This window comes from Rheinheimera texasensis (assembly GCF_964031785.1).
Classification (GTDB): domain Bacteria; phylum Pseudomonadota; class Gammaproteobacteria; order Enterobacterales; family Alteromonadaceae; genus Pararheinheimera; species Pararheinheimera texasensis_A.
In genome coordinates this window covers 37,897-55,003 of record NZ_CAXIRE010000013.1, presented here as the reverse complement: position 1 = coordinate 55,003, position 17,107 = coordinate 37,897, and the positions used below count along the sequence as shown (strand labels likewise).

Sequence of the window (17,107 nt, the reverse complement as noted above, 5' to 3'; positions counted from 1 at the left end):
GGCTGGTAGCGCCAATACAGCAGCTCAGACCGCCCGGGAGAACTATCATTTACACACTGAAATCATCCACTATTAATGACGTGGCCCGCTTAGCCGGTGTGTCCAAACGCACGGTGTCGCGGGTGATTAACGGCTCGCTGGCAGTCGGGGAATCGACGCGGGTCAAAGTGGAAAAAGTGATAGCTGAGCTGAATTATTCCCCCAGTCCACAGGCGCGTGGCCTGGCGTCCAGCCGCTCTTATTTGCTCGGGCTGATTTACGACAACCCCGATGCGTTATACCTCGATGATGTGCAGCGTGGTGTGCTGGAAGTCTGTAGTCAGCTCGGTTATGAACTGGTGGTGCATCCATGCCGCTACCGCAGCGAGACCCTGGTGCAGGACTGTTTTGCTTTTATCAACCGCTCCAAACTCGACGGCGTGATTTTGTTGCCGCCGGTGTCGGAGCTCGATCATCTGGCCAGCGCGCTGAAACAGGCCGAGCGGCCTTATGTGCGTTTAACGTCGGTGCTGCTGGATGAAACTTATCATTCGGTAGTGTCGGACGACCGCGCTGCTGCCGCTGAGATGGCACGTTATTTTGCACAGCTTGGTCATCAGCACATCGCCTTTATCAGCGGGCCGCAGCGCTATAAATCGTCCACCGAACGGATGGAAGGCTTTCAGCTCGGGTTGTCGGCCTATGGCATCAAACTGCGGCCTGACTGGATCATCGAAGGTAATAACAGTTTTGAAACCGGCATCGAATGTGCGCAGCAACTACTGAGCGGTGCCGAAAAACCAACAGCGATTTTTGCCAACAATGACCAGATGGCCGCCGGCGTTCTCAAAGCCGCGCATGAGCTTGGCATCAAAGTACCGGACCAGCTGTCGGTCGCTGGTTTCGATGATAACTTACTGGCCAGCCGGATCATTCCGGCGCTGACCACCATTCGCCGGCCGGTACGGCAAATGGCGCAGCTCGCTGCCACCAAAATCATCATGGATATCGAAGATAACCGCCACGGCGCCGGCCATGTCGCGGCCAAAGTCGCGCCGACGCTGGTGGTGCGGGAATCGACTAAACGGCTTTGATATGTTGCTCAACTGGTGTTGGCGGCTATTAGCTCTCGGCAGTTTAGCGCTCGGGCTGATTGGCGTGCTGTTGCCAGGCCTGCCAACCGTGCCTTTTGTGTTGTTATCTGCTTTTGCCGCCGGTAAAGGCTGGCCACAATTTGAGCGCTGGTTACTGCAACATCCACACTTCGGACCGCCGGTACAACAATGGCGTCAACACGGTGCCGTACCGCGCCGTGCCAAATGGCTGGCCAGTCTGATGATGGCACTGAGTCTGAGTCTGCTGTGGTACAGCAGCCAGGCGCTGTGGCTACAGTTATTGGTCAGCGCCATCCTGTCGCTGGTGCTGATTTGGTTATGGCGTCGCCCTGAGCGCTGACCAGCTGTTTTTCCTGACAAATTCCCGCTTGCCCCCATTTACTTCTGCTGAATTTTTCTGCAGTCTTTTTCTATGCACCTGCGGTAACACAGCAAAGGATACGCAGCATGATGGCAGACAGAGCAAGCGGATTGTGGTTCAGCATGGCGCCGCTGTTGGCTGGTTTTGCCGTGTTGGCGCTGGCAGGCGTGGCGCCGCAGTTGTATCTGGTGCAGGCCGGCAGTTTGCTACTGGCGGCAGCGCTGATTTGGCTTGGTGCGCGCAGTGATGGCGATGTGATGCCCGGCACTTTGCAGGCCTTTGCCTGTTTATTGGTGTTGCTGCTTGGCGCACCGCTGTTGGCGGAATTCAGCACTTTCTCAGCAAATCAGCCGCAGCGTTGGCTGCAATTTGGCACCCTGCAACTTTATAGTGGTGGTTTGTTACTGCCGGCCATTCTGGTGCTGGTGGCGGTGTTGTTCCAGCAACCAGCAAGCCGTGCCGCAGCTTGTGGCATTTTGCTGGCTGGTGCTTTGTTTCTCGCATTGCAACCTGACGCTGCCCAGCTATTGGCGCTGACTATTGCTTTCCCTTTGTTATATTTGCAGGCCTGCCGGCCCGGTGTCAGCGCAGGTTGGTTGCCGCTGGGTTGTTTTATGCCTTTGCTGGCCTTGTGTTATTGGGCTTTGCAGCAACAGGACGGCCTGCAAAGTGTGCCTTATGTCGAAGGTGTGTTTGCGCTGGCGTTCAGTGTGGCCTGGTGGTGTGGCGCTTTAGTGATTGGCGCTGCCATCCTGTTATTACTGGTGCTGTACCGGCAAAGCCTGCTGGACCAACCCTGGCTGGCCGCAGTGGCGGTTTATTATGCCGTGTTATACGGCGGCTCAGTCGCCGGCGCCACACCGGCACCGCTGTTAGGCTACGGCGCTGCACCAGTGTTGGGGTTTGGCCTGATGCTGGGGTTGTCGTTATGGCTGCGGCAGCGTGTCTGTTGAGCTCTGCATCTGTCTGTCTCTTCATCGTTCCGCAATAGATCAATTTGTCTGATTTACTGTCGGCTTAAGGTTGGAAAAGTCTCGACAATTAAATATATCTAATTCATAAAATGCTTAATTTTTAAGTTGAAAAACTTCATTCATGCCGATATTTTGTTACTGAAGCTTACAAATATTTACATTTGTAATGCGTTGATACCAGAAATAATAAATATAAGGATATGCAATGAAACACCTTCAACTACCGAAATCAGCAATGTATCTGGCAGTACTGGCGTCACTGAGTGCGTTTAATGCGCAGGCATTACAGCAAGCGACTGAAACACCTAACGCAGAAAAAGACATCGAAGTCATCAAAGTCACTTCGCGTAAGCGGGAAGAGACATTAATCGAAGTACCGATGAACGTCAGCTCAGTATCCGCTTTGGAAATTAATGATCGTAACCTCATTACCAAAGATGATTTGTACCGTACTTTAGCTGGCGCTGCATCGCCAACCGGAACCTTGATTTTGCGTGGTTTGTCTGGTGGCAACAGTGCCGCGCCGTCTACCACTTCATCTTTTACTGACGATATTCCGTTTAACTTCGTTGATTTATATGACGTTGAAGCGGTTGAAGTGCTGCGCGGTCCACAAGGTACATTGTGGGGGTCAAATGCGATTGGTGGTACTACGCGGGTCATTACCAAAAAGCCACAGCTGAACAATTTTGAATTTGCCACGTCATTACAAGCCAAAGAAACCGGTAGCGTGGACGGTACTGATTTACAGGTGTGGGCTGCGGTTAACCTGCCACTGATTGACGATGAACTGGCGATGCGGATCACTACCCACAGTTCGGCCAAACCAAGCCCGATCATCAATGCCAACACCGGCATGCAGAACAAAGTTGAAGACAAGTACATCCGCAGTCAGTTGTTATGGAAACCCACAGAAGACATCAGTTTCAACCTCGGTTACTACAGCGTGTTGTCCGACTCACGGGGTACCCGCTTTGCAGATTTATCTAAGCCCACCAGCCGGATGTATGCCAATACCACAGCCAATCCGGATTCAATCTATGGCTTTGACGTCGATTTTGGTACAACTAAATGCGCAACGGGTCAGAGCCGCGCCGAGTGTTTTGGCAACCGTTCGCCCGAAGGTGTCAGCAAGTATCATTTTTGGGAAAGTTTAGATGGTTGGGCGAAGGACCGGACCAATCTGATCACTCTGAGTGCTGATGTTGACAATCTGGGCGATATTGCCAGTCTGTCCTATGCCGGTTCTTACCGTACTATCCGCGAAGATTCGCTGGATAACTGGTCGCGGCTGGATATGAACGACCTGGTTAAAACCTGGATCATCAACTACGACTACACCTCCCGGGCCACACACGAATTGCGTCTGCAGGATCTTGGCAACGTGAAGAATCTGAAGTGGACAGTGGGTGCCTTCTATGACAAAGACTGGCGCGGTGCCATTCCAAACACCCAATACCAATATCACGAAAGTGATGACCGCAGTATTGCGATCTTTTCCGCCTGGAACGACTGGGTGGATTGGGAAGGCTACTGGGGCGAGCTCGGTATTTTTAACGTCGGCCAGTTAGGCCAGAAACTGTATGGTGATAAGAGCAAAAACTACAACCTGTATTACAACGGGTCTTATGCTACAGAAATGGCGGCATTCGGCGAAGTGTCTTACACCTTCGAAACCGGTGTGGGCAATTTTGAAGTGACCGGCGGTATCCGTTTTTATGATCTGGAAGACTATGCATCATACGGTTACAGCGGGATTTGGGAAGCGCGGGAAGGCCGTAAAGTATTGAGTGAAGGTACTGAAACCGGCAACCGGAAAAAACTCAGTATTGCCTGGTTACCGGAAAGTGGGGATAAATCGGTTTATGCCCTGTATTCAGAGGGTTATCGTCCGGGTGGCAACAACGCACCACTAGCAAACGCCTGCCGCGCCGATGAATTCGCGAAAGGTTATGTCCAGCGTTACAAATCTGACAGCATCGACAACTATGAAGTAGGCTACAAAGCCCGGATGGGTGACTTGCAGTTCTCTACTGCGGTCTATCAAATCGATTGGTCTGATGTTTGGGCCAGTGTTTACATGCCAACCTGTGGTTTCAGTTACACAGCGAACGCAGCAAAAGCGCGTTCACGTGGGGTTGAGTGGGAAAGCAAATATTCATTTGATGATCAGTTAGATCTGGTATTTAACGCCTCTTACACCTCGTCCAAAATGCTGGATGATGTGGAAGCACTGAGCGCGAAGAAAGGCCAGGATATGACACAAGTGCCGAAGTACAACGCTTATATCGGTCTGGACAAAGGCTTTACGCTGTATAACAAGCAGACTAACGTGCGGCTGGATGTGGAAGCCTATGGCGAGTACAAATCGCACTTCGGTGCCCGCGCGGATGGTTCTGATACCTCAGATGCATATGAACGCGTCAATTTATCCAGCCGCGTCGAGCTGAATGACAATCTGAAACTGAGTTTCTATATCAACAACTTGCTGGATAAAGAAATCGAAGAGTTTAAGCAGGCACGCAGCCGGACAAACAGCACAAACAATCTGACAGTGTTGTATGCGCCGGAGCGTAGTTTTACCTTCCGGGTTGATTACAGCTTCTTCTAATCGCAAATCGATCACTGACTGAAAAACGGCTTCATCTTGAAGCCGTTTTGTTTTTTCCGGGCTGTCGTCTGATGGCAAAACGCCAACATCAAGACAGCAAGATTCCAATTAGACGACGGGTCTGATAAAACAAAGCGGTCAGACTTGAGGAGATAGCGATGTCCCACGATTTTTTCGCCCAGAAAGCGGCGTCCTACGAACAAAATCCGCAGCGGGTCGACAATGTGGTGGCGATTGGCCATGCCATCAAAACCCAAGTGACGCTGCAGCGCGACATGCAACTACTCGACTTTGGCTCCGGCACCGGTTTGTTATTGCAACAAATCGCGCCGCAGGTCGGCAAAATCACTGCTGTGGATGTCTCTCCGTCAATGAATGCGCAGCTGCGCGCCAAAGCGCCAGACATCGCTTGCGAGCTGGAAGTGCTGGAACAAGACCTGCTGCAAACGCCGCTACAGCGCCAGTTTGACGGCATTATCTCCTCGATGACCTTGCATCATATTGCGGATATCCCGGCGTTATTGTGTGAGTTTCAACGACTGCTCAAACCCGGCGGTTTTATCGCGCTGGCCGATTTAGACCTCGAGGATGGCAGTTTTCACACTGAAGACACCGGGGTATTCCATTGTGGTTTTGACCGTGCCGACATCGCGGCAAAAGCACAAGCCGCTGGTTTTACTCAGGTGCAGGTGGTTGATGCCAGTGTGGTGCAAAAACCGCACGGCCAGTATCCGGTGTTTTTGTTAACGGGCCGGCGCGGCTAAAACGCGCGGATGCTTTTGTCGATAGATTTGCAGAAACACATTGTTGCCAGGCAACTTGCTGCGCTGGCCGCCGCGCTCCAGCAATATCTGTCCGGTGAAGTTGGCCACTGCCAGCCGCAGTGAAAGCCACTGACTAACGCCTGACTCCTTGCAAGGAACCCCCAATGACTGAATCAACCAAACCGCGTGCTACCGGCCCATTGGCAGTGACAGCACAGGACGTCGCCCCCCGGCAAAAACCATCGATTTATCCTGCGCCTTTTGCCGCCATGATGCAGGGCCGGCAGAAGCGGGTGCTGGGCGATTTATTTGCTCTGCAGAATTTTGGTGTCAATCTGACCGAGCTGGCGCCGGGCGCGATGTCGGCGCTGCGTCATCATCACCAGATGCAGGACGAATTTATTTATATCCTCGAAGGCACACCGACGCTTGTCACCGATGCCGGCGAGACTTTGCTCAGGCCCGGCATGTGCGCTGGTTTTGCCGCCGGCAACGGCGATGGCCATCAGCTCATAAACCGCAGTGACGCTGTGGTTTGGTATCTGGAAGTCGGCGATCGCAGTGCCGGCGATGCTGTGACTTATCCGGATAATGACTTGCGCGCTGATTTCGTCGCGGGCCAGTGGCAATTCAGCCACAAAGACGGCACGCCTTATTAAGCTGAATTTGGTGTTAAAACAGGTCCGGTACCGGCTTGTGCGGGTTTGCTGAACTCCGTATGCTGATTGAAAGTTTACTACAGGAGTTGTGATGTCTTCGCAGAGTTCAGGCTTACAATTTTATCATCCACTGGCCTTCTGGCTGGGCTGTCTGGCCATCACCGCCGGCGTGCTCGCGCATGTGCCGATGTTTATCCATGCGTCCTACATGGACTATCAGATGGTTGGCATGCCGATGGACAATATGATGCTGGGCGGTATGGCCTTGATCCCGCTCGGGCTTTTACTGGCGATGTATGGGCTGATGCCCCGGCTTGATGCCCTGCGCGGGCAACAAAGCCCGCTGTATTTTCATATCGCTGATCAAATCCCGTTAAACCGGCAGCACTGGACCTTAGTCTGGGTTTTGCTGGCGGCGGTGATTGTCGATGTGATGAAGCCGGCGACCTTGGGTTTTGTTATGCCTGGGATCAAAAAAGAATATGAAATCAATAGCCAGACCGCAGGGACCCTGGCCCTGGTTGCCTTAACAGGCACCACCATAGGCTCAGTAATTTGGGGTATTGTTGCCGATAAGTTTGGCCGGCGTGCGGCGATTTTATTGTCGGCGCTGATGTTTATCGGTACCGCTATTTGCGGCGCTATGCCCACCTTTGAATGGAATCTGATCATGTGTTTCCTGATGGGGATGTCAGCCGGTGGCTTGCTGCCTATCACTTTTACCCTGATGGCAGAAACTATCCCGGCAGCGCATCGCGGCTGGTTATTAGTCGCTTTAGGCGGGATTGGCACTGCCGGCGGTTATCTGGTCGCTGCCGGCTCTGCGGCCGTGCTGGAGCCAATGTTCAGCTGGCGGGTGTTGTGGCTGCTCGGCTTACCGACCGGATTATTGCTGATAGTGCTGAACCGCTATATGCCGGAATCACCGCGATTTCTGGCCAGTCAGGGCCTGAGCGGGCAGGCGCGTGCCGTGTTGGCGCGCTTTGGCAGCGCTGGTCATGGCGAGCAGGATGTAGTTATTGAACAACAACCGCAAGCGCGCGGTGGTATCAGCCAATTGTTTCATGCGCCTTATGCCGGTCTCAGCATTGGTTTATTGCTGGCTGGTGTGGCCTGGGGCCTGGTCAATTTTGGCTTTTTGCTGTGGTTGCCGGTGAATCTCGGTGAGCTGGGATTTGCCGCTGAAGCCAGCGCTATTATTGCCAAGTCGGCGCTGATGGCGATCCCGGCGGTGTTACTGGTGATTTGGCTGTATCACAGCTGGAGCAGTATCAAGACCTTATGGTTGTTTCTGCTACTGACCGCGTTGTCGCTGGGCTCTTTTGTGCTGTTTGATTTCCTGCAGTTTTATCAGCCGTTCTGGCTGTCGCTGGCCATCGCGTTGTTACTGGTCAGCGCCAGTGGAGTCATTGCGATGTTGATCCCGTACGCCGCTGAAATTTATCCGGTGCATTTACGCGCGTCCGGCTCAGGCCTTGTCGCCGCCAGTTCAAAGTTTGGTGGCATTCTTGGGGCTGGTTTTGGTGTATTAGGCTGGTTTAGCCATATCGGTGGTTCAGCGCTGGCAATTGGTCTGGCTTTGCTGGTTGCGGCGCTGGTCCTGCAGCGCAAAGGTATTGAAACCCGCGGTAAAGCGCTGGAAGATATGCATCAGGCATTACTGGAGAAAACCCGCTGACACCAAGCTTTAATCAATAAACTACTCAGGCCCCAACTATAGATTGGGGCTTTTTTGTTATACCCTCAGAAAAACTGATACCCCTATCTGAAATGACAATTAGACGGCGCCAGCCCGGCGCTGCACACTGTGCACATCGCCGGCCCTTGCACTGACAACTGCAGCAGAAACCGGCAGCAACCCAACTGAAATCTGAAAAAAGGTGCCGCTGCAGGCGCCGGGAGCAACAAGTGATCGCACGCAAACATACCCCTTATGTGTTCTCGTTTTTTATGTCGCTGCTGATGTCGGGCATTATGTCCTTGGTCATCACGCTGCTGAATCTGGGTCCGGTCGAAGGTCTGGCCGGCATCTGGTTACATGCCTGGGGCATGGCCTTTATCGTCGCTTTTCCAACTATCGTCGCCGTGACGCCACTGGTGCGGATGCTGGTCAATGCCGTCGTGGATAAAGAGGCCTGAGGCAGGAGATGATGATGGAAACTTTATGGCAACTGAGCGGCGCCGCGCTGGTGCTGGGTATCGGGGCGACAGCACTGTTGGACCTGTGGTCGCTACTGCTGAATAAAGGTTTTGGGATTAAATCACTGAGCTTTTGTCTGGTTGGACGCTGGTTTGCGCTGATGCGCCATGGCCAATTCCGCCACAATGGCATTGGTAAAGCGCCGGCGCAGCCTGGTGAATGTGCGCTCGGCTGGACTGCGCATTATGCCATTGGCGTTGTGTTCGCAGTGCCTTTGCTCTGGTGGCAGGGCGGACAATGGCTGGCGTCGCCAACCCTGGCACCGGCGTTGATTTTGGGCGCCGTCACAGTGCTGCTGCCATTTTTTCTGATGCAGCCGGCTTTTGGCTTAGGGGTTGCGGCGGCAAAAACACCGGCGCCCTGGGCGGGCCGGCTGAAAAGCCTGAGCAGTCATCTGGTGTTTGGTGTTGGCTTGTACCTGTCGGCGTTGCTGTATAACGTCTGGTCTGTGGCCTTATTGCCGGTCTGATTTTGTTTACAGAGGTGCCCGCATGGAACTCTATCAGTTAAAGATTTTTGTTACTGTCGCCAAAAGCGGGGCAGTGACCAAAGCGTCGGAACAGCTGTACTTAAGCCAGCCGGCGGTCAGTGCGCAAATTAAAGCGCTGGAAGAGGAATTAGGCCTGGCGTTGTTTGACCGGACAGTGCGTGGCATGAGCCTGACACCACATGGCGTGGTGATCTTAAGCAAAGCCGAGCAGCTGCTGGCGCAACAGCACGATTTACTGGACGAAGCACGCCGCTTACGTGGTGGCCTTAGTGGCCGGCTGCGGCTGGGCTCAAATCGTGGGGCCAGTGCGGTGTTACTCGGCAAGTTGCTGGCGCAGCTCAGTGAAACCGCGCCGGAATTGGATGTCAGCTTAGAGTTTGGCAGCCCGGCTGACATCGCCACGGCGCTGCGCGAAGGGCGGCTCGACGCCGGTTTTTACACCGAATATGAGCAGCAGGAGCTGCTGTTCAGTGCGCCGGTGGACAGTTTTGGTATTCAGCTGGCGGTGTCGCCACAGCTGTTACCGTCAACTTTTCGGGCGGAGCCGGAACCGGACTGGCAGTGGCTGGCGTTGTTACCGTGGATCAGCGCGCCGGCAGGCAGTTGTTGTGGCCGCGCCGCGGAGACTTTGTTTGTCCGGCAACAGTTCCGGCCGGCGAAAATGATTGAAGCCGATCAGGAGCATCTAGTGCGGGCACTGATTAGCAGCGGAGTGGGGATTGGCCTGCTGCATACGCCTACGGCACGGGATGCCGCCGCGAAAGGCGAAGTGCGGTTAATCGGGCCTGTGCTGCAGCAAGTGCAGCTGGTATTTGGCTGTCTGGCACGCCGCCGGCAAGAGCCTCTATTAGTACTGGTGCTGCAGCTGATGGCGCAAATCGCCGAGGAGACAGCGCATAGCTACGCAAATTAGACGATAGGCCCGGCATCTCCGATTGTGGTGATGTCTGGCTGGCTGGTCTGATTTCTGTCCTGCGGTGGCAAAATTTTTTGTCCTGCTATTGCCACCGGTGGCAGCTTGTCTTATGCTGCTTTTTAATTCAGGCTGCAATTCAAACTTGTCAAAGGTTTATTTGCAGGCCACCAGTTAAAGCAGGGATCACCGATGCCGAATATGCCAAAACGCCAATTTCTTCAAGCCGGCCTTGCTGCCGCGCTGCCATTGGCGTTATGGCGTTGCAGCTCAGCAGCAGATCCCGTGGCAGCTTTCAGCTATCCGCCACGCACAGCGCTGGACTTGTTATGGGATCAGGCTGATGCGATTGAACGTGATTTGGCCCGCACCAGCTTTCCTGCCCGGGTGTTTAACGTCAGCGCTTTTGCGGCCCATACCGGTAAGCCCGGCGATCTCAATACCGCGCGCCATAACAGAGCCGCCTTTCAGAGCGCCATAGACGCCTGCCATCAGGCCGGTGGTGGCCGGGTGCTGGTGCCGGCAGGTAGCTGGCCTTGTGGCGCTTTAACACTGAAATCTAATGTTGAGCTGCATGTCGCAAAAGATGCCTTGTTGGCTTTTCATCCGGCGACAGAACTTTACCTGCCGTTAGTGTTTACCCGCTGGGAAGGCATGGAACTGATGGGGTATCAGCCGCTGATATATGCTTTTGGTGCGCAGAATATTGGCCTCACCGGCGAAGGCACTATTGATGGTGGTGGCAGTAACAGCGCCTGGTGGCCGTGGAAAGGCCAGTGGAAACACACGCCCTGGCCGGTCGATGACAACAAAGTGCAGCATGCCGGCCGTGATTTATTAATGCAGTGGGTGGAGCAGGGCAAAGCTGTTGCCGATCGGGTATTGCCGGAGAATTTTCTGCGCCCGCCGCTGTTTCAGGTGTATCAGTGCAAGCAAGTGCTGGTGGCAGGCCTGACGTTACAGAATTCGCCGTTTTGGGTGTTAAACCCGGTGTTGTCGGAAGATGTACGGATTAGCCGCGTGAACGTAGTATCGCACGGGCCAAATTCAGATGGCTGCGATCCGGAATCCTGCCGCCGCGTGCTGATCGAGCATTGTTTATTTGATACCGGTGACGACTGCATCGCACTGAAATCCGGCCGCAATGCCGATGGCCGGCGTATCAACCGACCAGTCGAACAAGTGCTGATCCAGGATTGCACGATGAAAGCCGGTCATGGTGGTGTGGTGATTGGCAGCGAAATCTCCGGCGGCGCCAATCACATTTTTGCCCGCCGTTTGTTGATGAGTAGCCCCGAGCTCGACCGCGGCCTGCGTATCAAAACCAACGCGTTGCGCGGTGGTCTGATTGATACCGTGGCACTTAGGGACATCGTCATCGGTGAGGTCAAAGACGTCATCGTCGTGAACTACTTTTATGAAGAAGGCCGGGATGGCGCGTTTTTGCCGACAGTGCGCAATATTTCGGTGCACAACTTACAGGTCGACAAAGCCGACAGGCTGTTTGAGCTGCGTGGCTTTCCCGAAGCGCAAATAGGCCCGCTGCAGTTATCCAGTGTGCGGGTGAATTGCCAGAGTGTCGGTGTGCTGGAAGCGGTCGGGCAGCTGGATTGTCAGCAAGTGCTGGTCAATGGTCAGCATTGGCGTTTTGAGGTTGAAACGGCAAAAGTCTGATTTTTTGTCGGTCGGGAATGCTACCGATAGACAGCATATAAAAATAAACGAAATAACCGGTCGCAGCGAAGCCGCTGCAACCAATCAAGAACACAGGTGCTGACGTAATGGCAATCGAAGCAAACTTAAAACCCGGCTGCAGCGCGCCGCTTTTACAAACGCCGGACATCCTGCTGTGGCAGGTGCATGCACGCGATAATGTCGCTGTCGCCTTGCAGCAGCTCGACGCAGGTCTGGTATTAAGCACCGCCAGTGGCGACATCCGGTTGCCGGCAGAAGTACCGGCCGGCCACAAATTTGCGCTGACGGCCTTAAAGGTTGGTGACAGCGTGATCAAATATGGTTATGCCATCGGCGTGCTGACACAGGACGTGCCGGCCGGTGGTCATATCCATAGCCATAACTTAAAAACGGCGCTCGATGGTGAGCTGGCTTATCAGTACAGCGGTTTAACTACCGACAACGGCAATTATCCTGCGGATTTACCGACTGAATTTATGGGTTATCCCCGCGCCAATGGCGATGTTGGCACTCGCAATGAGCTATGGATTTTGAATACCGTCGGTTGTGTCAATCAGGCGGCGAGCCGCATCGCCAAAGCTGCGCAGCAGTATGTTGACGCACAGCAGCTCGCCAATATCGACGGCGTGTTTGCTTATACCCATCCGTTTGGTTGCTCGCAGCTGGGCGACGATTTAGCCCATACCCGCAGCGTATTGGCTGGCCTTGCGCAAAACCCCAATGCCGGCGCTGTACTGATTATTGGCCTGGGCTGTGAAAACAATCAGTTGGCGACTTTGTTAATGGGGCTGGAGCATCTGGATCCGGCGCGTATCCGCGCTTTTAACGCCCAGCAGGTCACCGACGAAGACGAAGAAGGCTTGAGTGCCGCGATTGAATTGTTGCAGCTGATGGCCTTTGACGCGCGTAAGCCTTGCCCTATCAGCAAACTCAGCTTTGGCATGAAATGCGGCGGCTCAGATGGTTTTTCTGGCCTGACTGCCAACCCGCTGGTCGGCCAAATCGCCGATTTAGCCGCCAGTGCCGGTGCCAAAGTGATTCTGACCGAAACACCGGAAATGTTCGGTGCTGAGCAAGTGTTAATGGCGCGGGCGCGCACCGAGGAAGTGTTTGGCGACATCGTCAGTTTAGTCAATGAATTTAAACAGTATTTCATCGCCAATAACCAGCCGGTGTATGAAAACCCCAGCCCTGGCAATAAAGCCGGTGGCCTCACCACACTGGAAGAAAAATCCTTAGGCGCCATCCAAAAAGGCGGCAGCGCTGTGGTCGAGCAAGTGATTGGCTATGGCGAGCGCGCCAAAGTGCCGGGCCTGACCTTGTTACAAGGCCCGGGCAATGACGCTGTGTCGTCTACTGCCTTAACCGCCGCCGGTGCGACCTTGTTGTTATTCACCACGGGCCGTGGCACACCGCTGGGGTTTCCGGTGCCGACCGTCAAAATAAGTTCCAACACCGCCTTATCGGTGCGTAAACCGACCTGGATTGACTATGACGCCGGCGCCATGTTGCAACCGGGCGTACAACCCGCTGAATTTGCAAAAGAATTTTTCCGTTATCTGGTTGCTGTGGCGTCCGGGCAGCGGACACGCAATGAAATTTATCAGAACAAAGAGATCGCCATCTGGAAAAACGGCGTGACGCTTTAACAGCACTTTACAGGCCGCAACGGCAGAAATTAATTGGCCCTTGAATAAATACGGGCAAACAGCGAAGAGAACAAAGATGAGCGCAGAGAGCAATACAGCATCAAGTAAAGTTTTAGCCTTACACCCCGACCGGCTGTTTGCCGCCGATCCGCTGCAGCGTGATATCGCCCGGCGCTTGTATGCACGGATTAAAGATTTGCCGATTGTGAGCCCGCACGGTCACACCGACCCGCGCTGGTTTGCCGACAACCAGAACTGGGATAATGCCACCAGCCTGTTGTTGCTGCCGGATCACTATGTGTTCCGCATGTTGTACAGCCAGGGCATCACGCTGGAACAACTTGGCATCCGCCGCCGTGATGGCGTGGCGGTGGAAACTGACTACCGCAAAATCTTCCATATTTTTGCCGCGCATTACCATCTGTTCCGCGGCACCCCGTCGCGGATGTGGCTGGATTCCGTGTTTCACGACGTGTTTGGCCTGCGCGAAAGCCTGAGCCCGGCGACGGCGGATCTGTATTACGACCATATCAATGCCGCGCTCGCGACCGAAGCCTTTAAACCGCGCGCGCTGTTAGACCGCTTTAATATCGAAGTGATTGCCACCACCGAAGGCGCGCTGAATGACTTAAAACACCACGCCAAACTCAAAGGCACTGGTTTTGAAAAACGCGTGATCACCACCTTCCGGCCTGACGATGTGGTCGATGCCGACCGCGCTGATTTTGCCGCGAACGTGAAGAAACTGGGGGAGATCACCGGCGAAGATACAAGCAACTGGCAGGGTTATCTGCAGGCGCTCCGAATTCGCCGCGCCGTTTTCCGCGACCATGGCGCGACGGCAACAGATCACGGCCACCCGACCGCCAATACGGCTGATTTGTCGCTGGCCGAGGCCGAAGCCTTATTCGCCCGCTGCCTCAAAGGCGCCAGTGCCGCCGATGCTGAGCTGTTCCGCGGCCAGATGCTGACTGAAATGGCCGGCATGAGCCTGGAAGATGGCATGACGATGCAAATTCACCCGGGCGCACACCGCAATCACAACGCAGTGATATTTGAGCGGTTTGGGCCGGATAAAGGCGCTGATATTCCCAGCCCGACCGAATATGTGCAGGCATTAAAACCGCTGCTGCAAAAATACGGCAACGAAGCGCGCCTCAACATTATTCTGTTTACGCTGGACGAAACCACCTATGCCCGCGAGCTGGCGCCGCTGGCCGGCCATTATCCGGCGTTAAAACTAGGCCCGGCCTGGTGGTTCCACGATTCACCGGAAGGCATGCTGCGCTTCCGTCATCAGGTGACTGAAACTGCTGGTTTTTACAACACTTGTGGTTTTAACGACGATACCCGCGCTTTCCTGTCCATTCCGGCGCGGCATGACGTGGCGCGGCGCATCGACTGTCGTTTCCTCGCCCAACTGGTGGCTGAACACCGTCTAAACGAAGACGAAGCGCATGAACTGGCTTATGACCTGACGTACCGCTTAGCAAAACAGGCGTACCAGTTATGAAGCGGTTAAATCTGCAAAATGCCGGCACCTTGTTACCGGCCTATTTAAAAAACGGCGAAAGTCCGCAGATCGGTATCGTGCATTTAGGCCCGGGCGCATTTTTCCGTGGCCATCAGGCGTTTTACACTGATGCAGCGATGGCCAAAGCCGGTGGCAACTGGCGCATTTGTGCTGTGTCGATGCGAAGCAAGGACGTGGCTGAAGCGCTGAACCCGCAGGATGGGCTCTATGCTTTAGCGCAGATGGAACAAGACACGCAGTTATCGTTGATTGGCAGCATCGCTGAAGTGCTGGTGGCACCTTTGGACTACGCCAAAGTGCAGGCGCGCTTAACGTCAGCCAGCTGCAAATATGTGACTATGACCATCACCGAAAAAGGTTATTGCCTGAACAGCAGCGGTGCACTGGATGTAAACCATGCCGACATCGCCGCCGATTTACAGCTGCCGGATGCAGTATCACAAGCCAAATCCGCCATTGGTTTGCTGACGCAAGCGCTGTGGCTGCGTCATCAGGCCGGTTTGCCCATGCTGACGCTGATGAGCTGTGACAACCTGACCGATAACGGCCATAAGTTAAAAGCCGCTGTGCGTTGTTTCGCCGCCAATGCCGCTGTTTTCGCCAAAGATGTCGACTTTTTACTGCAGCTTACCGACCTGATTTGCCCATGTTCTATGGTCGACAGCATCACACCGGCCACTGACGACGCGCTGCGTGATTTAGTTGCCACACGGCTTGGCGTGCAGGACGCCTGGCCGGTCAAACGCGAAGCCTTTTGCCAGTGGGTGGTGGAAGATATTCTGCCGGCCGACCAGCCGGCCTGGCGCGAGGTTGGGGTGATTTTCACCAAAGACGTCACCGCCTTTGAAAAAGCCAAATTACGGTTGTTAAATGCGCCGCATTCCACGCTGGCCTATCTCGGCTCGCTGCTGAAGATCGAGACGGTGTTCGATGCGATGGCGCAGCCGCAGTTAAGCCAGCTGGTGCAGGCGCTGGTCAACAATGAAATTCTGCCATCAGTGCCGTTAGTGGATGGCTTAGATTTGGCGCAATACAGCGCCGATATTTTCCGCCGTTTTGAAAATCCGTCCGTGCGGCATTTACTGGCGCAAATTGCCTGGGACGGCTCGCAAAAGCTGCAAATGCGTTTATTGCCGGTGATCCGCGACAATTTAGCCGCCGGCCGCTCGGTGCAGCTGTTGGCGCTGGCCATCGGCAGCTGGCTGCAGTTTATTCGTCTGCGCGCCCAGCAGGCGCAGCAGCTTGGCGAGCAGGCACCGGCATTAGTCGACCCGCTGGCGCCGCTGTTGCTGGCTACCGCCGCGCAGTGCACCGGTGATGCCCGCACCGATGTGCCACTGTGGCTGGCGCTCGACAGTATTTTTGCCGCTGACCTTGTTAATCAGACCGCTTTTGTCTCTGCGCTCTGGCAGGCCTATCAGCAGCTGAGCCCAATCCTGAGCGGCGCTACCGCCGATTTATCGCAGTTTATCTCCGGAGTTAATGCATGAAGGCCTTATCGACCTTATTAAACGGCAGCCCGTTGCTGCCTATTATTCAGACCGAACAGCCGGAGCAGGCGGTCGCTATCGCCCGTGCCATGCAGGAAGGTGGCGTGAAAGCTGTGGAAGTGGTGCTGCGCACGCCAAAAGCCTTAGCAGCGATTTCCGCCATTCGCGCTGCCTTGCCGGAGCTGCTGGTCGGTGCCGGCACTGTGTTAAACGCGGAACAGGCACAGGCCTGTGCCTGGGCTGGCGCGCAGTTTCTGGTGAGTCCGGCTGCCACAACGAAATTACTGGAAGCGATGTTATCGACCGGCTTGCCGTTAGCGCCCGGCGTGCAGACCGTCACTGAAATGGCTGCTGCGCATGAAATGGGCTTAAACGAGCTGAAGTTTTTCCCGGCGCATCTCAGTGGCGGTCCGGGCTTGTTGTCGGCTGTACGTAGCATTTTACCCGAAGTGCAGTTCTGCCCGACCGGCGGCATCGGTATCAACAATCTGGCCGCTTATCTGGCCTTACCGAACGTGTTTGTCGTCGGTGGCAGCTGGCTGACCCCAGCCGCAGCGCTGCAAAACGCTGACTATGACGCCGTGCGCCGGCTGACCGAACAGTCGCTGCAAATTGCGGCAGATGTGTTAGCCGATAAACAAGCGCCACAACTGAAAAAAACGGCCTGACAGGA

The 17,107-nt window shown here is 54.7% G+C and carries 15 protein-coding genes; all 15 read left to right on the top strand.

What is annotated here, in order from left to right; genetic code table 11:
- Window positions 1–80 precede the first annotated feature (80 nt).
- The 15 genes from ABNT34_RS03390 (at window position 81) to eda (ending at window position 17,102) form a co-directional block, all read left to right on the top strand.
- On the top strand, window positions 81–1,073 hold the full coding sequence (locus ABNT34_RS03390; RefSeq protein WP_348728805.1) for a LacI family DNA-binding transcriptional regulator: 993 nt from the start codon (window positions 81–83) through the stop codon (window positions 1,071–1,073).
- 1 nt (window position 1,074) lies between these two features.
- Window positions 1,075–1,434, top strand: a complete 360-nt coding sequence (locus tag ABNT34_RS03385; protein WP_348728803.1) for a YbaN family protein — start codon at window positions 1,075–1,077, stop codon at window positions 1,432–1,434.
- A gap of 107 nt (window positions 1,435–1,541) precedes the next feature.
- Complete coding sequence (locus tag ABNT34_RS03380) at window positions 1,542–2,408, top strand: hypothetical protein (RefSeq protein WP_348728802.1); 867 nt, start codon at window positions 1,542–1,544, stop codon at window positions 2,406–2,408.
- Window positions 2,409–2,634: 226 nt separating this feature from the next.
- Window positions 2,635–5,040 carry a TonB-dependent receptor gene (locus ABNT34_RS03375; RefSeq protein WP_348728801.1) on the top strand — a complete coding sequence of 802 codons (2,406 nt, stop codon included), beginning with the start codon at window positions 2,635–2,637 and terminating at the stop codon, window positions 5,038–5,040.
- Between the two features lie 158 nt (window positions 5,041–5,198).
- Window positions 5,199–5,804: a class I SAM-dependent methyltransferase gene (locus ABNT34_RS03370; protein ID WP_348728800.1), complete on the top strand. Its 606-nt coding sequence runs from the start codon at window positions 5,199–5,201 to the stop codon at window positions 5,802–5,804.
- A gap of 164 nt (window positions 5,805–5,968) precedes the next feature.
- Window positions 5,969–6,463 carry a cupin domain-containing protein gene (locus tag ABNT34_RS03365; RefSeq protein WP_348728798.1) on the top strand — a complete coding sequence of 165 codons (495 nt, stop codon included), beginning with the start codon at window positions 5,969–5,971 and terminating at the stop codon, window positions 6,461–6,463.
- Window positions 6,464–6,554: 91 nt separating this feature from the next.
- Window positions 6,555–8,141 carry an MFS transporter gene (locus ABNT34_RS03360; protein ID WP_348728797.1) on the top strand — a complete coding sequence of 529 codons (1,587 nt, stop codon included), beginning with the start codon at window positions 6,555–6,557 and terminating at the stop codon, window positions 8,139–8,141.
- A gap of 230 nt (window positions 8,142–8,371) precedes the next feature.
- Window positions 8,372–8,602 (top strand): DUF2798 domain-containing protein, encoded by a 231-nt coding sequence (locus tag ABNT34_RS03355; protein WP_348728796.1) that lies wholly within the window; start codon window positions 8,372–8,374, stop codon window positions 8,600–8,602.
- A gap of 14 nt (window positions 8,603–8,616) precedes the next feature.
- The gene (locus ABNT34_RS03350) at window positions 8,617–9,132 is read left to right on the top strand and encodes a DUF2938 family protein (RefSeq protein ID WP_348728795.1); all 516 of its coding nucleotides are present in this window, start codon (window positions 8,617–8,619) and stop codon (window positions 9,130–9,132) included.
- 22 nt (window positions 9,133–9,154) lie between these two features.
- A complete protein-coding gene (locus tag ABNT34_RS03345) occupies window positions 9,155–10,066 on the top strand; it encodes a LysR family transcriptional regulator (protein ID WP_348728794.1) in 912 nt (303 codons plus the stop codon).
- 192 nt (window positions 10,067–10,258) lie between these two features.
- A complete protein-coding gene (locus tag ABNT34_RS03340) occupies window positions 10,259–11,740 on the top strand; it encodes a glycoside hydrolase family 28 protein (protein WP_348728792.1) in 1,482 nt (493 codons plus the stop codon).
- Window positions 11,741–11,847: 107 nt separating this feature from the next.
- A complete protein-coding gene (locus ABNT34_RS03335; protein ID WP_348728791.1) occupies window positions 11,848–13,410 on the top strand; it encodes an altronate dehydratase family protein in 1,563 nt (520 codons plus the stop codon).
- Window positions 13,411–13,486: 76 nt separating this feature from the next.
- Complete coding sequence (gene uxaC, locus ABNT34_RS03330; protein WP_348728790.1) at window positions 13,487–14,923, top strand: glucuronate isomerase; 1,437 nt, start codon at window positions 13,487–13,489, stop codon at window positions 14,921–14,923.
- Window positions 14,920–16,434, top strand: a complete 1,515-nt coding sequence (locus tag ABNT34_RS03325) for a mannitol dehydrogenase family protein (RefSeq protein ID WP_348728789.1) — start codon at window positions 14,920–14,922, stop codon at window positions 16,432–16,434. Before uxaC ends, ABNT34_RS03325 begins: the two co-directional genes overlap by 4 nt.
- Window positions 16,431–17,102 (top strand): bifunctional 4-hydroxy-2-oxoglutarate aldolase/2-dehydro-3-deoxy-phosphogluconate aldolase, encoded by a 672-nt coding sequence (eda, locus tag ABNT34_RS03320; RefSeq protein WP_348728788.1) that lies wholly within the window; start codon window positions 16,431–16,433, stop codon window positions 17,100–17,102. Before ABNT34_RS03325 ends, eda begins: the two co-directional genes overlap by 4 nt.
- The last annotated feature ends 5 nt before the right edge of the window (window positions 17,103–17,107 follow it).